This is a genomic window from Arcticibacter svalbardensis MN12-7, from assembly GCF_000403135.1.
In the GTDB taxonomy this organism is placed as follows: domain Bacteria; phylum Bacteroidota; class Bacteroidia; order Sphingobacteriales; family Sphingobacteriaceae; genus Arcticibacter; species Arcticibacter svalbardensis.
The window spans coordinates 10,869-27,894 of the sequence record NZ_AQPN01000140.1 but is presented as its reverse complement, the minus strand read 5'-3'; the positions used below and the strand labels follow the sequence as shown (position 1 = coordinate 27,894).

The window sequence follows — 17,026 nt, the reverse complement described above, 5'->3', positions numbered from 1 at the left end:
GCGCGACCTATACCTGAATCGCCACCTGTAATTATTGCTTTTTTATCGGTTAATTTTCCTGAGCCCTTGTAAGATTCTTCTCCATGATCGGCAATGGGTTGCATTTTGTACTCAGTACCAGGAGCTTCCTGCTTTTGTTTAGGAAAAGGTGGCTTTGGATACCGCTCATGAGGATTCCTTGATAATTGTGTATTTTCCATAGGTGTAAATTTTTCTTAGGTAAAAAATGAATAAACAACATGAAAAGTTTAAAGTTTTTAGATATTAAAAACTATTTTTATTTTTTTAGTTAAATATTTAATACCCTAACATGCACATAATCATTCACTTTTATTATTTTTATTATTTTTAAGAAAGGAGAGTATCATGTCTTCAAAAAACAAAAAAAACGAGGAGAAAAGTTATAGAGAGGGACAGATTAAAACTGAAGGTCCATTAGCAGAAAAAGATGAAGTAAAACAAGCTGAAGAGCGGCTTAGAGAAAATACTAAAAAATCTATTAACTCGGAGATACCTTCAAAGGGACCTGAGAAAGAATAACAGAGGGGCCTATCAATTTTTCTTATAAGACCATTAAATGAAGTTATACAGGCAAAGTTAATTCTATAATCGCTTTTATACTCTAACAAGCTAACTTCGCAACTCCCTATTATATCTTTAAGAATTAGATCTAGAATACTTTTTTGTCTTAGGTGCTATAATTTTAATTATATAAAAATTCATTTTCAGTATCCTACGAATAAAATCAATTTAAACTTAGCACACGACAAATTATTGCACATTGACTTGGGTTCATAAAAAATTTAATCTCATCATAGAATAAGCATAAAAAAATAATATCCTCAAAATAAAGTCATTGCTGACTAAAATTTTAAGGATTATTATTTAAAAACGGTTTAGTTAATGTTATTCATATATACACTTTGCTATAAACAGCAAGCATGTTAATCATCATAAGTCTTTTTTAACATACTTGTAATCATTAAATCAAGATCATCTGCACTGCTTTTTACTAATCCAATAAGTTCTTTAACTAAATTTTTATCCTTAGTACTTTCTAGTAAGGAAACAAGACCAATTATATTAGCCAAAGGGCGCCGAATCTGAGAAGATTGTACAAAAGCCAATTGCTTTAATGTTGTGGTATAATCATTGTTCAATTTATTTACAAGTAGTAGATCATTGTTAACAAAAGGCATAAATCCTACATAATTTTTCTTGTCAAAATCCAAGTGAATACATGATCCGTACCATGAATTAAGTTTTCCTCCACTGAAATAAGGTATGATACGAACGAAGAATGTGTGAAATATCCCTTCCTTGTTTTTTAACTTCATCTCCAATTCAAAAGTCTCTGCTTTATCAGCTGCGATAAACCATTTTTTATATACGGATGAAATCTCTGATTGATCCAAAAAATTATAAAAAATATCAGCATGAACATTCTCGCTATAGAGACCAAAGTAGTCTTTGAATTGATTATTAGCCAATTTGATGTCACCATTCGGATTAGCTATCCAGATTAAATTAGGAACGCTATTGTATAATGCCATGAATTTTTTTTCATGTTTTGATACATATTGATTGTCACCTATTAGACTACTCATATTCTAATATTTTAATAAAAACAATATTAATTTTTTTATAAATAGCTCTACAGTAGACATATAAAAACCTACTACTTTAAAGTTTAATAAACTTAGGTAAAAGAATATGAGTAATGGCACAAATATGATTTTATAATATGAGAAGGATAACAATCACGTAGTTACAGTGAAATTAACAAGTATTTATTCATGAATTAATACATTTATTGCATGATATACTTTCCTTATCTTATTATTTGATATGATTATAAAGGCTTTATAAAGACAAAGTTATCCTTATTTAAGAGTAATTGAAATAGAATGCTCTATTTAAAATAATCACACTTTATAAAAAATACGTATTCATAAAAGTTAAATACGTGATTATTATGCTTTTCAATACACTTCTTTCCAATCAATATTGAAAAATTTGAAGTTATTTTTAGTCTTCAAATCTATTGAGCTGACTCATTTAGCTTAAACTTAGAAGAATGGTCTGTACTTCCTACATTAATGGGTATACCGTATTTATACGTAGCATATTAATGCTCCTATAATAGGCTTAAACAATAAAAGCGTTCGGTTGTCAAGTTCTTGATCTACTTGTTCATATATGAAAAAACAACAATATTGGTTTAATTTAAAAGTCACTTAATGGAATTAAACCCTAAAGACATAAATCCATTCAAATCTTTTTGGATGGGTGGATTCGAGTGCGCTGACCATCTTAATTCAAGTGGTAACAGAGTCGATTTTTTAAATTTAACTGCCCATTTGGATTTAATCAAAGAAGATTACAGCCGATTAAAGGATTTTAATATTACGACTGTTCGGGAGGGAATCAGATGGAGTCAGGTGGAAATTATTCCTTATCAGTATGACTTTAGCATCGTTAAATTGATGCTAAATATTGCTAAAGAGTACCATATTCAACAAGTCTGGGATATTTGTCATTTTGGATTCCCTAGCGATCTCAGCCCTCTTCACCCTCATTTCACAGAACGTTTTGTGAGTATGTGCAGGGCATTTGCCAAATATTGCCTCTCCGAAATGAGCTTCGATATTCAATTAATTATTACTCCTATTAACGAAGTAAGCTTTTTATCCTGGTTAGGTGGTGAAGTTGGAGGAACCTCCCCATACTGCGTCAAAAATGGTTGGGAAGTTAAATATGCATTAATGCGTGCCTACATACAAGGTGTAAAGGCTTTAAAAGAATTAGACCCACGCATTCGTATATTAACTACTGAGCCGCTTGTTAACATAGTACCTCCTGCTTTTGCTACAGAAGATCTTATTCTGGAGGCAGCTAAGAGTCATGAGTCACAGTATCAAGCTGTAGATATGTTATGTGGACGAATTTGTCCGGAATTAGGTGGCAAACCAGAATACCTTGACATCTTAGGCTTTAACTACTATTATAACAACCAATGGGTTTTAGGGTTTAACGACTTTATACCTTGGGCAAATGAGATTCCTGATCCCAGATGGCGTTCCCTCTCCAGTCTTTTAATTGAAGCTTACAAACGCTATAATAAACCTATCGTTTTAACGGAAACAAGTCATCCCGGTGAAGATAGGCCACTTTGGATTAACTTCATTTCGCATGAAATTTCAAAGGTAATCACTTCGATTCCCTTTTGGGGTATTTGCCTGTATCCAATTATAGATCGACCTGATTGGGATAATTTAGATTGCTGGCACCATTCAGGTCTCTGGGATAATACTTCAAAGGAAATTCCCACCGAAAGAATCTTAAATAAACCGTATGCAGAAGCACTACTCATAAATCAGAAATCTTTAGAACATTTAACTAACGACGCTTTTTTCAAATCTATCTAATATGAAAACAAGAATAGCTTTTATAAGTGAGCACGCATCTCCTTTGGCCACACTTGGAGGAGTGGATAGCGGAGGACAAAATGTTTATGTTGCTGAACTATCAAAACATTTAGTAGAATTAGGTTATGAAATTGACATTTTTACTCGTTGTGATCAAGAGAATTTGCCACATGTAGTTTATTGGGAAAAAAGCCTCCGTGTAGTACATGTGCAAGCTGGCCCGGCGGTATCATTGCCTAAAGAAGAGCTTTGGCAATACATGCCTCAATTTACAGATAGCATTATCTCCTTTATACAACAAGAAAATCTTACTTATGAAATTATTCATGCCAATTTCTGGATGTCAGGTTGGGTGGCCTCCGAGCTTAAAGAAACACTTGGTATTCCTTTTATTATTACTTTTCATGCTTTGGGTTATATTAGGAGGTTGTATCACCAGGAGGAAGATAAATTTCCTGCAATCCGAATAGAAATAGAAAAAGGAATTGTACAAACTGCTGATAAAATAATTGCCGAATGTCCCCAGGACAAAGATGACCTCATGAACTTTTACCAGGCATCTCCTGACAAAATCACAATTATTCCTTGTGGATTCAGTAAAAAAGAATTCTATCCGGTAAGTAAAAAATATGCAAGGAAAAAATTACATCTTGATAATTCAGAAAAAATTGTGCTACAGTTGGGAAGGATGGTTCCACGAAAAGGTATAGACAATGTGATCAGAGCAGTAGTACAACTTAAACAAACAGGTTACGACGTTAGATTAATTATTGTAGGAGGCGATACAGATACACCTGATCCAGCGTTAAGCCCTGAACTATCTCGTCTAATGAATATAGTCAAACTTGAAAACATAAATGACTCCGTAGACTTTGTGGGCAGGAAAGACCGCCAAGTACTTAAATATTATTATTCAGCAGCTGATGTATTTGTTACCACCCCATGGTACGAGCCTTTCGGCATTACACCATTGGAAGCAATGGCTTGTGGAACGCCTGTAATAGGTTCTAATGTAGGTGGAATAAAATATAGTGTTGAAGATGGTAAAACCGGTTTCCTTGTACCGCCGGATAAACCTGAAGAATTAGCCATCAAAATTAAATGGTTATTATCAGATAGGGATTTGATGCGCACAATGAAATTAAATTCCATCCACAGAGTAAATGCTATGTTTACATGGAAAAATGTATCAGACCTTGTAGCAGAACAATATCATTTACTGCCAAAACCTTTAAAAATACCTGTTATTATAAACACTGAAATTAAAGCAGCCTAATTAATTGCACTAATAGACATATATCCTTGAATTTTGTCTATTAGTGTATATAAATCAAAAGGCTTGGCAATAAATTCGTCACATCCATAGGTGCCGAGTGACCCAAATACTTTTGGATACCCTGACATTAAAATCACAGGAATAGAATCAGTTACATCTGTTATTTTTAATTGATGGCAAATCTCACCTCCATTTATACCTTTTAAAAGAAAATCAATCAGGACTAAATCAGGTTTATTTGAATCAAGCTCGAGATAAAAGCTATCAATATCCAATGCAGTTTTAACCTCAAAATCTGCATAAGTAAGTGCTTCATTTAACACATCAAGGATGTATCTATCATCATCAAGTATTAGAATTTTGTTTTTTACTTTCATGCAAATGTGCTGTAGATACGAAAACACATTTACATGAAAGGTTAAAACCTTAACTTTCAAACATGTTTTTCATAGGGTGAAACATAGTATAAATTTAAAAACATTTAAACACACCACAGACGTGTTATATACTGATTATCAACGCGTGTTATACGCAATTGTTCAATTTATCATGTTATTTCTAATCGCAAAACCAATTAATGTAGCCGTATTTTTAGTGCCTGTCTTTTCAAGCAAGTTTTGACGGTGACCTTCTACCGTTCTCCGGCTTGTAAAAAGTTTATCTGCAATATCCTGATTAGTAAACCCTTCAGCTATTAACAATAAAACTTCTTCTTCTCTTTGTGAAAGGTCCACAGAGGTTTGAACATTAGAAAAAGTATCATTTGCACTATTAAACTGTCTTTTAAGCATTTCGAATACAATTTCAGAACATATATATTTTCCTCCCCTGGCTATATGGCGAATGGCAAACAACATTTGATCTATATCCACATTTTTTAGCAAATAACCGCTAGCCCCTGCCGAGATAGTCTGCTTTATATAGTTTTCATGGTCAAGCATGGTTAACATAATGATCTTAATATGTGAGAAATCTGTTTTCATCATATGAATCAAATCCAGGCCTGTGAGTTCCGGCATATTAATATCCGACAAAACAATATCAACCTCGATTCCTGTTTTAAGCTTTTCCATAGCCTCTAATACTGAACCCGCTTCATCCACAATTTCAATATCTGGCTGCATGTTTAAAAGCGTCCTGATACCATTTCTAACTATATTGTGGTCCTCTACTAAAAAAATCTTAATTGGAATCATTTATATTCAATCTTATAAACCTCTTTTATTTAACTAATTAAGCAACATCATCTTGAGCAATTGTACCATCACTATGTAATGCCACCACAGCTAATTTAAGACGTGTAATATGCGTCTCAATCATATCTGCTCTTGCAGTATTGATAGTCTCGAGCTCCGTATCACCCGACTCATGATCATGCTCAGCAATCGTTCTTAATAACTTTTTACGTTCCTCCAGCATACGCACAGAAACCCAGATAGATTCTTCCACAGATTCAGCCTGACTTTCGAGCAACACTTTTTCATTAAACGTATGGCCAGTATGGCAACGATACCGGTGTGTAGGGTCATTGTTAATCTTCCATAAACCGCCTCCGCATTGTGGACAAGCATAGATTGACTGTTGTGCTATTTTTTCTAAGGCATCAATGCTACTCACCATTTTTTCTGTAATCTCAGCCTCAATAAGTACATCTTCAGGGATTTGCTTATTATGTATAGATTTAGAAAATATATCATCTAGAATATATCCAATATCCCCTATATGCACACGATAATCAACAGGAACATTATTAATCACACTTGTGGGCATATCTGGAAACTCCGCTTCTGAGGGCTCCTGAACAATAGTTATTCCACCACTTCTTTTAATCGCGGACATGCCTGCTGTGCCATCATATAACATACCTGTTAATACTATTCCAACAACATGAGAATTGTAGGAAACAGCAGCAGATCGAAAGAGCACATCAATAGAAGGTCTCCATCTATTTTCATGAGGACCTTTAGTAATCCTGATCAATCCCTTTTTTAGAAGCATATGACGATCAGTAGGAGCAATATATACATATCCCCTTTTAATCACCTCCATATCCTGAGGCACACAGCATTTAAGCGAAGTATATTTCTCCATATGATGCTGAAGCACCTCAACCATCGATTCTTTTGATAAATGGAGTACAACAAATACTGCAGTAGGTAAATGAGAAGGAATTTTAGAAACCAGATTAATTATAGCCTTAAACCCACCTGCTGATGCACCAATTACAATAATATTTTTTATGCTATCCATGAAATTATCCTTTCAATCGGTAATTTTACCTAGCAAAATCTTTACACATGTACCCCTTCCCGGTAAAGAATCAATCTCCATTACTCCTTTATAAATTGCAACTTTGGACTTTAGGTTACTTAAGCCCATACCTTTTAAGGGAATCTCTATCCCTTTTTGGTCAAATCCGATACCATTATCTGAAACAACAATTTCTACACCTTTCATCTTCCTGACTTCTACCCTAATTAAAGTAGCCTCAGCATGTTTAATGGCATTATTAATCAGTTCCTGAACCATCCGAAATATACTAATTTCAACTGACAGATCTAAACGTTTATGCAACCCTTTAACAGACGTTTGAATAGATAGTTTATCAGTAGATAACCTTCTTCCTATTTCTTCGATTGTAATAGTTAACCCAAAATCATTTAATATTGATGGCGCAAGTTCAAAAGAAATATTTCTAGCCTCTTTGATGGAGAGATCTACTAATGATTTTATATTATTTAATGGCCCCTCATTAAAATCAGCAGCATTTAATTGTTGTAAATTTAATTTAATACCGTAGAGCAGCTGACATACACCATCGTGAAGTGAATCACTAATTCTTTTACGTTCAGTTGCTTCTGTATTAATAATAGCAGCAGTAATATTCCTTTGTTGCTCAATCTTGAACTTTTCAGCTTCATTTTCAAGCCTGCGTTTTTCAGAAATATCCATGATTGTCCCAACTAAACGCTGGTTTTCATCGGATCTTTTAATATGATGCCCCCGCATAGAGACTACACACGGCTTATCCGTTTTATTGATACTAAATTCGATGTTTACTTCCTTTTCCTGATTAATACAGGTTCTAAGGTAATTATCAACAGCTAAACGATCAGTAGGATGAATTGCATCTAAAAAATGATGGTAATCCCCTTGATATTCATGCTTATCTATACCACATATTTGGTAATTCGAATCATCTAAAAGAATCTTACCCGTTTTATAATCGTATTCCCAGGTTCCCGCTTCAGATGCTTCAAGCGCTAGCTCCAACCTTTCTTTTGTCACCTCTAGTCGCTGAACAGCCTCTTTCCTTTCCGTAATGTCAATGAGGGCAATGTAACAGTCCACTCTATTTGTATGGATACCATGTATTGCAATTCCTTCCACTTGCGCATACACAATATTTTTTTGTTGAGTAATCAGTTCCAGCTGGCAGCTTTTTCTTTCATTCTGACTTTTAATCTCTTTAAAAAAACGGTAGAAAGTATCCGTATAATCTTGAGCTATAAAGCTTTGAAAGCTTCTTTTTACAATAATACTTTTATCAAAATCTAATAGAACAGATCCTGCCGTATTTACTTCTTCAACAATACCCGATTGATTCAGAATAAAATAACCTACTGGTGCAAGTTCATAAATTCCGGTAAATTTGATTCGTTGCATCTCTAATTCCTCATTAGCACGACGCAACTCATCATTCTGCATCTCCAATTCAATTTGATGGACCTGCAACTCTTGTAATAATTTGTTCCTTTCTGCCTTATTCTTAAGCTCTAATTCTTGCTCAGCACTTGACAATAGCTTTTTGAAAGGAATTTGCAAATTATTAAGATCAATTTCCGGATTTGAAGTCTTTCTTTTCTTCAACTTTATCTATTTCTACCTCATTGATAATAATTAACACCATTAACGTTTCACTTGTTTCAGCGTCTATAAAAGGCTGTGCATTAATTTCTAAAGTTTCAACTAAACCTTCATCATTTTCAAGTTCAATCTCCAATGAACCATTTTCCTGTTTTTTACATAACTTCAGAACAGCATCCAGTTTATCTGTGTTCCAGTTATTTTGTACAAACTCTATAAAATAATGACCCACTATTTCTTGCTCTTCCACATGGAATCGCTTAAGAAAAACACTGTTTACAGTAATAACATGATGATTTTTATCCAGCTGAATTGCTGGCTCTTTCAGCACATTTACTATTCCTGCTGAATAGCTTTTTAAAGCGTTTAACTTAAACTCCAAGTATTTATATTGAGTAATTCTGCTAAAAGTTAATACAGCACCACTAATAAAGTTTTCAAGAGTTCGATAAGGCATAATGCGAACACTATACCATTCGTTGTTTTTTGTCTTAACCTCAATCTCTTTTGTAAGCAGATTTTCTATTACCTCTCTAATCTCTTCCTCTAATGGCGTTTCAAAATTAGATACAATATGAGTGATAGATCTTCCTACATCTGAGGGAATCAGGTTAAACAATTTACGAACCTGAGGAGTAAAACGCAGCACATCTAAATTATTATCCAGAAAAATAGTCCCGATCTCTGTAGAATCAAGAAGATTTTTCATGTCATTGTTTAACTGAGTGAGTTCTTCAGCCTTTGATTGATACTGCACATTTATTGTCATCAGCTCTTCATTCAAAGACTGCATCTCTTCCTTAGTAGTCAACGATTCTTCATTTGTACTCTGCAACTCTTCATTCGTACTTTGAAGCTCCTCATTGGTTGATTTAAGCTCCTCCAATGAAGTTTCCATCTGCTCTATCGTACTATGCAGCTGTTGTTTTGTATATAGAAGCTCCTTTTCAATGTCAATTATATGTTTATTATTATTTTGACCTTTTGGATTTACTGATTCTTTTTTCTTTTTCAGCAGACCCGTATCTTCAAACATGACCAATATTAAACCTTGTAAAGGCCTTTCTTCCAACACAACGGCCTTCAGGGACACTATTCTAAACTGATCACCTTCTTTTATATTAATATCGGGTATAGAAACAACTGTTTTTTGTAATACAGCCTGATGAATAAGATTTCCCAAAACGTACTTCAGTTCGTCTTTAATCATTTTATTCACATTCAAGACAGCCTCCCCCTGAGGAAATTCCATAAACCGGCTAATCATACCATTAATGAATAATATATCTCCTTTCTCATTGACTAGAATCGATGCAGGAGTATAACTTTCCAGTAATATTTTATTGAAAGTTTCGGCTATAGATGTCGACTTAACCCCTTTTCTGGAATTGCCCTGAGTGGACAAATTAATAGATTGTTTATTTACATGGAACGGAAAATCAATAATCTTACCCGCATTAAGACTTCCTTCTTTGCGGGCAAACAATTTCCACTTCACATCAATAGGAACAAACATATCACTAAAACCACCTATGCTTTCTGCTGGTCCAAGTAGCAATAATCCAGTTGATTTCAGCGAATAGTGAAATATCGGGATTATTTTCTTCTGTAATTCTGAAGTAAGATAAATCAATACATTTCTGCAGCTTAGCAAATCCAACCTGGTAAAAGGCGCATCTTTAATCATATTGTGCTGAGCAAAAACAATCATTTCCCTAAGCTCTTTTTTCACACAATAACTATCATCTTTCTTTGTAAAATACTTATCAAGGCGCTCAGCAGAAACATCAGCAATAATATTATCACGGTAACAACCCGTACGGGCACGCTCAATTGCATCACTATCCAGATCAGTAGCAAAAATCTGAATTTTAGGAATGTATTTTTCTTTAAGATCACTTGCACACTCCAGCAACAATATCGCCAGTGAGTACGCTTCTTCACCAGTTGAACAACCTGCTACCCAAACACGTACAGGTTCTTCATCTATTTTGTTTTTTAAAATAATAGTCAGTTTATTCTTCAATGTACTATATGCGTTGGCATCCCTAAAAAATTTAGTTACTCCAATCAAAAGCTCATTAAATAATATATCAATTTCGTGCGGATTTTCCCTTAAATGATTGACATAATAACCATAATCAGGAAGTTGATGATAAGCAATTCTTCGATCAATTCTCCTGATTACCGTACTTTTTTTATACATCGAGAAGTCATGCCCCGTGTGCAAGCGCAATAACATTAAAATTTTCTGTATAGCGTTAGCATTTAAAATTTCAGTTTGCTCATCATTATTAGATTCTTCTGCAAGAATAGGGTGATTCACATATTGAATTAATTTTATTGGCATTTCTTCAGGAGGTAAGATGTAATCGACCATGTTGGTATTGATAGATGCCAGAGGCATACTGTCAAACGTAGCTGTACCCGGATCCTGAACCATAGCCATGCCCAGCTTCTCCTTAATCATTCTTACTCCTGTTTCCCCATCCGATCCCATTCCTGAGAATATAACGGCTACAGCTTTACTGAACTGATCATCGGCTAAGCTTTGCAGGAAGTAATCTATAGGCAAGCTATATCCACGGGGTTTCGATTGCTTGAGCAAGAATAATTTTCGCTCATGCATTCCCATATCCCTATTAGGAGGAATAACATATACCTGATCTTTTTCAACCAACATGCCATCTTCTGCCTCTAATACCGGCATAGAAGTATAAGTCTGTATTAATTCAGGAAGATTACCCTGATGTTTTGGATCAAGATGCATAATGAGGACAAAAGCCATCCCACTATCTGCAGGCATATGCGTAAAAAAGGTCTCATAAGCTTTAAAAGCTCCTGCAGATCCACCCAGACAAACTATATAAAAATTGACATTTTGTTGTTGTTGCTCATTATCAGGTTGTTTAGAAGCTGAAATTACTTGAGTTTTACTTTTGCGTTTTAGAGCTTCTTTTTTAATTTCCATACCTGATTAACTACACTCAAATATAAGTAATGTATAGTTAATAAGTACGTTTCGTAAACCCTCAAAAAGCGTACAATAAAATGGTGTTTTTTATCAGTTCATTTTAACTGGCAATCGAAATTTTATTCTTACTCATTATTGCATTTTGAATCAAAAGATGCATAGACGAATAAGTAATATCCCATGAGTTATTGGCTAAGAAATGATCGACTGAAACCAACCATGATGACTTCTTTTTACTTTTAAGTTCAAGGTCAATTACTCTAATAAAATCGGATGCATTTGAACCTATATGGACCAATTTATTTACTCCATATGGATGCACAACATCTCTAATCGCTGTTGACACTACCGGAATTCCTGCAGCAAGATATTCAGGAGTTTTTGTGGGGCTAATAAAACGTGTTGAGTCATTTAATAAAAACGGAATCATTGAAACATCCCATCCCGAGAGATATGCAGGAAGTTCATTATAAGTTTTAGACCCCAGGTAGTGAATATTCGCATGTCTGGGAAGGGTGGCAGGGTCAATTTTAACAACAGGCCCTATCAGAATGATTTGCCACTCAGGCCTGGCTTCAGCAATCTGATCAATCAAATTGATATCAAACCGCTCATCAATCACACCATAAAAACCAATTTTGGGTCCCTTAATATTAATTTGATCTTCAGGCTCTGATTTAAGTGTTCGTGCAGATGCAAAATGCTCTTTTTCAATACTACTAGGAAATGGATAAATATTGGCATGCTGAGTTTTCTTGGCTTCATACAAAGACTGGCCTCCGGTGAATACCAGGTCAGCTTTTGCCATCAGTTTCTTTTCCAGGCTTTTTAACTCTTCAGGTGCAAATTTAAAGGCGGATAGCTCATCCATGCAGTCATATACCGTAAGAGCTGGAGTATACTTGCTTGTAAATTCCAATGCCATTGGCGTATAATACCAAAAAGCAAATGTTTCCATTTTCTCATTTGATAATATAGAATCTACAAGTTCAGTTAAAATCGAAGTAATAGACGACTTATTTAAGCCCCCGGGCAAATGCGGAACAATAACCCAAACATCCACCTGACGCTGCGAATAAGATAAAAAAGATTTTCCCTCATTCACATCAAATACAGGTTCTTCAAAAAATAGAACTTTACAGTTCTGAGCAAATCGCGTAAGTAGATGTTGTGGTCGTTGGTATACAAAATCCCAGCGAAGATGTGAAAAGCACAGAATATTTAAAGGAAAAGGGGAAATGTTTTTCATGAAGCGTGTTAGTAATTAATGGTTTCACTAATTACCATAAAACACCGTCTTCGTTTGAGTGATGATACATAATCACGTATTTATTCACGTGATTCCGTATTTATCCGATATACTCCTATTCAGACACTAACATTCTTAAAGGAATATAGATCTAATTGGTTTTTTCAGGAGGAGTTGGAATAGGCGGCTCAGATACAATCTCACCAAACTCATTCACATATGCCATCATACTTTCAAGACTACCACCTGTAGAATTTTGTTGGCGTTCCTGTTTACGTTGTTCTTTCTCTTCCTTCTTTTTCAGTCTGGTTTTTTCCAGTTGTTTCTTCATGAAGGTTGCTTGTGACTTAGCCATAATATTTAAATTTAAGTAAGAAGCATTATATGTTCCCCTTCGGCAATCAATTTTATGAAAACTGGAATCGCTTATAATTAATCTCCCCTGTCCAACGGTTTAACAGGCATTTAGGAAATAAAGTAGATCTATTTGATCAACTATCGGGTAACAAAGATAATACTAGAAATCCACCGTTAAGTACAAAGGTACAGAATCGGACTGAAAAAACAAAGTTTAGATCAGTTATTAACTACAGATTATATTTGAAAATGTTGCTCCAGCCAAGCCGTATTTCCTTTTATTAATTTATTTAATGCCTCATCCTTATACTCAGCCGTTATTTCATCCAAAGCATCCAACACATATAATCCAATTCTAATATCCTGTAAACTAGCATGCTGAAATTCAGGTTGCAAAGAAGTAATATAAGTCAGCTCTGCATCCAAAAAGTTAAATGTTTGATTTGCAAGCACATTTGCCTGTCCGGCATCCTTGCACTTGTATAAATTCCGAATCGTATTTATTTTATTCAACGTATCCGCTATAGTCGAATTTTCGGAAGGCAACTCTTGAATGCATTTCTGCATTACATCATGCGCTTTTGCAATTTCTTTTTTCTCAATCAAATTTTCAGCCAATGTATTCGCAAAACCCCATGTACTGTTCAATACCCTCCTGCTCTCGGGATCTAAATAGCCTGCCTTTTTTAAAGAAGTGAAGTCGAACTTATTCATCATATTAGCATACATCACCTCAGTATGCGTACGGTCCGTCTTACCCAGTTTAGATTGATCCACTTTCAAAGGCAGTAAACGGTAGGCATATCCTTCCAGATATAAATACTGATCCAAGCCCAGATACGTATCCTGAGATACCGAAGTAGCAAAGTAAACAGGCCTCTTCCAATCATTATGGGCCAGAATATCAAACATAACTAAATCTGCTTTACTCACAAAAGATTGATTAAACTTCCATTCGATAGCATCAGTAGCATGCCCAATTTCATTTGCAGTCAGGGTATTTGTTTTTAAAACCTCTTCCCTATTCACCGTAAGTTTAAGTTTACGTGTAGGAAGGAAATTCATAAAAGAACCATCCTGCATCTGAACCTGATCTTCTTTTTTATCCGAAGTCATAACCGCCAGCAGATCCTTCAACTCCGCACTGTCAATCAAACCGTAATCCACAAAAGGAATATAATCCCTTACCCCTTCCACATATTTTCCATCAGGCATACTTATCGGGAGTGGCGCAGATAAACTAGAAGCCTTTTTCATTTGATTCACATAGGCATCGTCACCCAGAAACTGAATACAAATCACGCGGATATCAGTTCGAATCCCTTCCACTTCCTGAGCATACCATAGTGGGAAAGTATCATTATCCGCATTGGTAAAGAGTATTGCATTGGGTGCACAGGAATTCAAATAATTTTTCGCCCAATTCAGAGCCGTGGTTTTGTTCGAACGATTATGATCATCCCAATTATTAGCCCCCATCAGAACAGGTACGGCTAAGAAGCAGATTACCGCAGCAAGAACAGGAGTCCATTTTGAGGATGACACCTTGCTCAATAACTCTTTAATTGCCAGCACCCCCAAGCCAATACAAATAGCAAAAGCATAAAAGGACCCCACGTAGGCATAATCTCTTTCCCTAACCTGTAAGGGATCCTGATTGAGGTACAATATAATCGCTATTCCAGTAAAGAAGAACAAGGATATCAGCACAACTGCATCCCGTTTATTCTTTCGATACAGATAGAACAAACCGGCAAATCCTAATAAAAGTGGCAGACCATAATACACATTATGCGCAGCGTTGGATGTAATACTTGGAGGTAAATTAGATTGATTTCCTAAGCGCAGGGCATCTAAAGGTTTAATACCTGATATCCAATTGCCGTTATTAATCTCCCCTTGCCCCTGAATATCATTTTGACGACCTACAAAATTCCATAGAAAATACCGCCAATACATAAAACCCAATTGCCAGGAAGTGAAAAACTGAATATTTTTACCGAACGAAGGAGTCTCCCCTTCTGCTAAATTCAGCCATTGCTTGTAAAAATCCGGATGATAAGGTTTAGTACTGTATGTCCTTGGAAACAATACGTTTTTATCATATCCCCTTTTATAATCATAACCGGAAATCTCATAACTTGAATTCCCTTTCCGATAAGTAGGACCTTTTTGCTCCTGGCTGATCAGCTTAGCATCAAAAGTATTTCCATATACCAATGGCGTTTCTCCATAGTTAGAGCGCCCCAGATAATTGTATAATGAAAAAGCATTGTCAGGATTACTTAAATTGATATTAGGTTTCGCATTAGCTCTCACGTAAATCATCAGGTAAGAACTGAAACCCAATAAAATAAATACGAGGCAAAGCAGACTCAGGTTTAGGTTGTATTTATTTTTCAGAATAGAATAGTAAAGAGCTCCCGCTAGTAAACCGCCTAGTAAAACCACAAAAAACAAAGCCCCCGAACCAAAGTCCAAACCCAACGTATTCACAAAAAACAGATCGAAGTGTGCAGCAAAAAGCACAAAATATTGAATGATAATAAACTGCACTACGCCTACCAAAAAACAGCCCGTCAAAAATGCCTTTCCGATGCCCAGGATACCCGAACGCTGGTTCTTCTTAAAATAATAAACCAAGGTCACCGCCGGAATCGCTAACAAACTCAACAAATGTACACCGATAGAAAGGCCTACCATAAAAGCAATAAAAATCAGCCAACGATCATTGGTTTCCGCTTCCCATTTTAATATGGCCCAAAACACGATTGCAGTAAACAAAGTAGACAACGAATATACTTCCGACTCCACTGCAGAAAACCAGAATGTATCAGAAAAAGCATAAGCCATTGCACCTACCACACCAGCAGAAATGATAGCTAAAACTTGTATTTTTTTCTTATTATTTTCATAAAGCCTTAACGACAAGGCAGTAATCGTCCAAAACAAAAACATGATGGTTGCTCCACTTGCCAAAACAGAACTAAAATTAATCCAATAAGCAATTTTACCGGTATCTCCCATGGACAACATGGAAAACAGTTTACCGATTATAAGAAACAATGGCGCACCCGGCTGATGTCCCACCTGTAGTTTGTACGATGCAGCAATAAACTCACCACAATCCCAAAAGCTAACCGTAGGTTCCATAGTCAACCAATAAATTAAAGTCGCCATGCCAAACAAAACAAAACCACAGATCAGATTAACCTTTTTAAAGCGCTTCCATTCCTTCTCCGTATGCACCAGATCTGCAAAAACAGCGCCTAAAATATCCTGCACCATTTTTATATTAAAAGCAGTATGTACCGGTTTTTGCTCTAATGAAGTCAAAACATGATCGTACATTTCATCAAACCTTTCTGGAAGGATATTGATCTTTGAAATCTGACTGCGCACAGCAGCTTGTTGTTGTTTGCTTAGTATCATGAGATAGCAGGTTTCATGTTTAATAAAAGTTGAAGATTACCAATAAAACTTTCCGCTTCTTTTAATTTATTCCTTACCTCAACCTGGCCCTCTTCTGTAAGCAAATAATATTTACGCACCCGGTTTTCCACCATTTCCGTATGTGTGATCAACAAACCTTCGGCCTCCATCTTATGTAAAGAAGGATAAATAGCCCCTTCAGTAAGTTTAATATCACCCTTCGTAATTTCTTTTACTTTTTGAGTGATTTCATAACCATACATCCGCCCATTTTCCTGCAACAATTTCAACATAATTGTTTGCAAACTCCCCTTTAGCATACCATTTGATGAACCCATATACAAATATATAATTTTCCTACATACATAAGAAAATTATATATACTCATTTTTAAAGTGTTAAAACAAGAAAGCACCCAATTCCACAATCAGATGCTCTACTTA

The 17,026-nt window shown here is 35.3% G+C and carries 13 protein-coding genes and 1 pseudogene; 3 read left to right on the top strand and 11 right to left on the bottom strand.

Going from position 1 to position 17,026, the window contains the following annotated elements:
* Nucleotides 1–200, bottom strand: a pseudogene (locus ADIARSV_RS18200) (NAD(P)-dependent oxidoreductase); the annotation flags it as partial.
* Between the two features lie 166 nt (nucleotides 201–366).
* Between ADIARSV_RS18200 and ADIARSV_RS21980 the strand changes: the two are divergent.
* Nucleotides 367–540 (top strand): hypothetical protein, encoded by a 174-nt coding sequence (locus ADIARSV_RS21980; RefSeq protein ID WP_016197127.1) that lies wholly within the window; start codon nucleotides 367–369, stop codon nucleotides 538–540.
* A 404-nt stretch (nucleotides 541–944) separates the two neighbouring features.
* Here ADIARSV_RS21980 and ADIARSV_RS18195 read toward each other — a convergent pair whose 3' ends face one another.
* Nucleotides 945–1,607, bottom strand: a complete 663-nt coding sequence (locus ADIARSV_RS18195; RefSeq protein ID WP_016197126.1) for a PAS domain-containing protein — start codon at nucleotides 1,605–1,607, stop codon at nucleotides 945–947.
* A 633-nt stretch (nucleotides 1,608–2,240) separates the two neighbouring features.
* Between ADIARSV_RS18195 and ADIARSV_RS18190 the strand changes: the two genes are divergently transcribed.
* Both ADIARSV_RS18190 and ADIARSV_RS18185 read left to right on the top strand, forming a co-directional pair.
* On the top strand, nucleotides 2,241–3,428 hold the full coding sequence (locus ADIARSV_RS18190) for a glycoside hydrolase family 1 protein (protein ID WP_016197125.1): 1,188 nt from the start codon (nucleotides 2,241–2,243) through the stop codon (nucleotides 3,426–3,428).
* 1 nt (nucleotide 3,429) lies between these two features.
* Complete coding sequence (locus ADIARSV_RS18185) at nucleotides 3,430–4,704, top strand: glycosyltransferase family 4 protein (protein ID WP_016197124.1); 1,275 nt, start codon at nucleotides 3,430–3,432, stop codon at nucleotides 4,702–4,704.
* On the opposite strand, the gene ADIARSV_RS18180 is transcribed toward ADIARSV_RS18185, so the two are convergent.
* The 9 genes from ADIARSV_RS18180 to ADIARSV_RS18140 form a co-directional block, all read right to left on the bottom strand.
* Complete coding sequence (locus ADIARSV_RS18180; RefSeq protein WP_016197123.1) at nucleotides 4,701–5,081, bottom strand: response regulator; 381 nt, start codon at nucleotides 5,079–5,081, stop codon at nucleotides 4,701–4,703. The two genes, ADIARSV_RS18185 and ADIARSV_RS18180, sit on opposite strands and share 4 nt — an antisense overlap.
* A 162-nt stretch (nucleotides 5,082–5,243) precedes the next feature.
* A complete protein-coding gene (locus ADIARSV_RS18175; protein ID WP_040300612.1) occupies nucleotides 5,244–5,900 on the bottom strand; it encodes a response regulator in 657 nt (218 codons plus the stop codon).
* Nucleotides 5,901–5,937: 37 nt separating this feature from the next.
* The gene (locus ADIARSV_RS18170; protein WP_016197121.1) at nucleotides 5,938–6,954 is read right to left on the bottom strand and encodes a chemotaxis protein CheB; all 1,017 of its coding nucleotides are present in this window, start codon (nucleotides 6,952–6,954) and stop codon (nucleotides 5,938–5,940) included.
* 12 nt (nucleotides 6,955–6,966) lie between these two features.
* Nucleotides 6,967–8,574, bottom strand: a complete 1,608-nt coding sequence (locus ADIARSV_RS18165) for a PAS domain-containing sensor histidine kinase (RefSeq protein ID WP_040300611.1) — start codon at nucleotides 8,572–8,574, stop codon at nucleotides 6,967–6,969.
* On the bottom strand, nucleotides 8,540–11,542 hold the full coding sequence (locus tag ADIARSV_RS18160) for a CheR family methyltransferase (RefSeq protein WP_016197119.1): 3,003 nt from the start codon (nucleotides 11,540–11,542) through the stop codon (nucleotides 8,540–8,542). The genes ADIARSV_RS18165 and ADIARSV_RS18160 overlap by 35 nt, the downstream gene beginning before the upstream one ends.
* 103 nt (nucleotides 11,543–11,645) lie before the next feature.
* Complete coding sequence (locus ADIARSV_RS18155) at nucleotides 11,646–12,794, bottom strand: glycosyltransferase family 1 protein (protein ID WP_016197118.1); 1,149 nt, start codon at nucleotides 12,792–12,794, stop codon at nucleotides 11,646–11,648.
* A gap of 151 nt (nucleotides 12,795–12,945) precedes the next feature.
* Nucleotides 12,946–13,149, bottom strand: coding sequence for a hypothetical protein (locus ADIARSV_RS18150; RefSeq protein ID WP_016197117.1), 204 nt, complete (start codon nucleotides 13,147–13,149; stop codon nucleotides 12,946–12,948).
* 239 nt (nucleotides 13,150–13,388) lie between these two features.
* Complete coding sequence (locus tag ADIARSV_RS18145) at nucleotides 13,389–16,583, bottom strand: glycosyltransferase family 117 protein (RefSeq protein WP_016197116.1); 3,195 nt, start codon at nucleotides 16,581–16,583, stop codon at nucleotides 13,389–13,391.
* Nucleotides 16,580–16,921: a PadR family transcriptional regulator gene (locus ADIARSV_RS18140; RefSeq protein ID WP_040300610.1), complete on the bottom strand. Its 342-nt coding sequence runs from the start codon at nucleotides 16,919–16,921 to the stop codon at nucleotides 16,580–16,582. Before ADIARSV_RS18140 ends, ADIARSV_RS18145 begins: the two co-directional genes overlap by 4 nt.
* Nucleotides 16,922–17,026 lie beyond the last annotated feature (105 nt).

Excerpts from the sequence above, each read along its gene's own strand:
- ADIARSV_RS18170 (WP_016197121.1), bottom strand. The coding sequence starts at position 6,954 with ATGGATAGCATAAAAAATATTATTGTAATTGGTGCATCAGCAGGTGGG.
- ADIARSV_RS18180 (WP_016197123.1), bottom strand. The coding sequence starts at position 5,081 with ATGAAAGTAAAAAACAAAATTCTAATACTTGATGATGATAGATACATC.
- ADIARSV_RS18155 (WP_016197118.1), bottom strand. The coding sequence starts at position 12,794 with ATGAAAAACATTTCCCCTTTTCCTTTAAATATTCTGTGCTTTTCACAT.
- ADIARSV_RS18145 (WP_016197116.1), bottom strand. The coding sequence starts at position 16,583 with ATGATACTAAGCAAACAACAACAAGCTGCTGTGCGCAGTCAGATTTCA.
- ADIARSV_RS21980 (WP_016197127.1), top strand. The coding sequence starts at position 367 with ATGTCTTCAAAAAACAAAAAAAACGAGGAGAAAAGTTATAGAGAGGGA.
- ADIARSV_RS18140 (WP_040300610.1), bottom strand. The coding sequence starts at position 16,921 with ATGGGTTCATCAAATGGTATGCTAAAGGGGAGTTTGCAAACAATTATG.
- ADIARSV_RS18150 (WP_016197117.1), bottom strand. The coding sequence starts at position 13,149 with ATGGCTAAGTCACAAGCAACCTTCATGAAGAAACAACTGGAAAAAACC.
- ADIARSV_RS18175 (WP_040300612.1), bottom strand. The coding sequence starts at position 5,900 with ATGATTCCAATTAAGATTTTTTTAGTAGAGGACCACAATATAGTTAGA.
- ADIARSV_RS18190 (WP_016197125.1), top strand. The coding sequence starts at position 2,241 with ATGGAATTAAACCCTAAAGACATAAATCCATTCAAATCTTTTTGGATG.
- ADIARSV_RS18195 (WP_016197126.1), bottom strand. The coding sequence starts at position 1,607 with ATGAGTAGTCTAATAGGTGACAATCAATATGTATCAAAACATGAAAAA.
- ADIARSV_RS18160 (WP_016197119.1), bottom strand. The coding sequence starts at position 11,542 with ATGGAAATTAAAAAAGAAGCTCTAAAACGCAAAAGTAAAACTCAAGTA.
- ADIARSV_RS18185 (WP_016197124.1), top strand. The coding sequence starts at position 3,430 with ATGAAAACAAGAATAGCTTTTATAAGTGAGCACGCATCTCCTTTGGCC.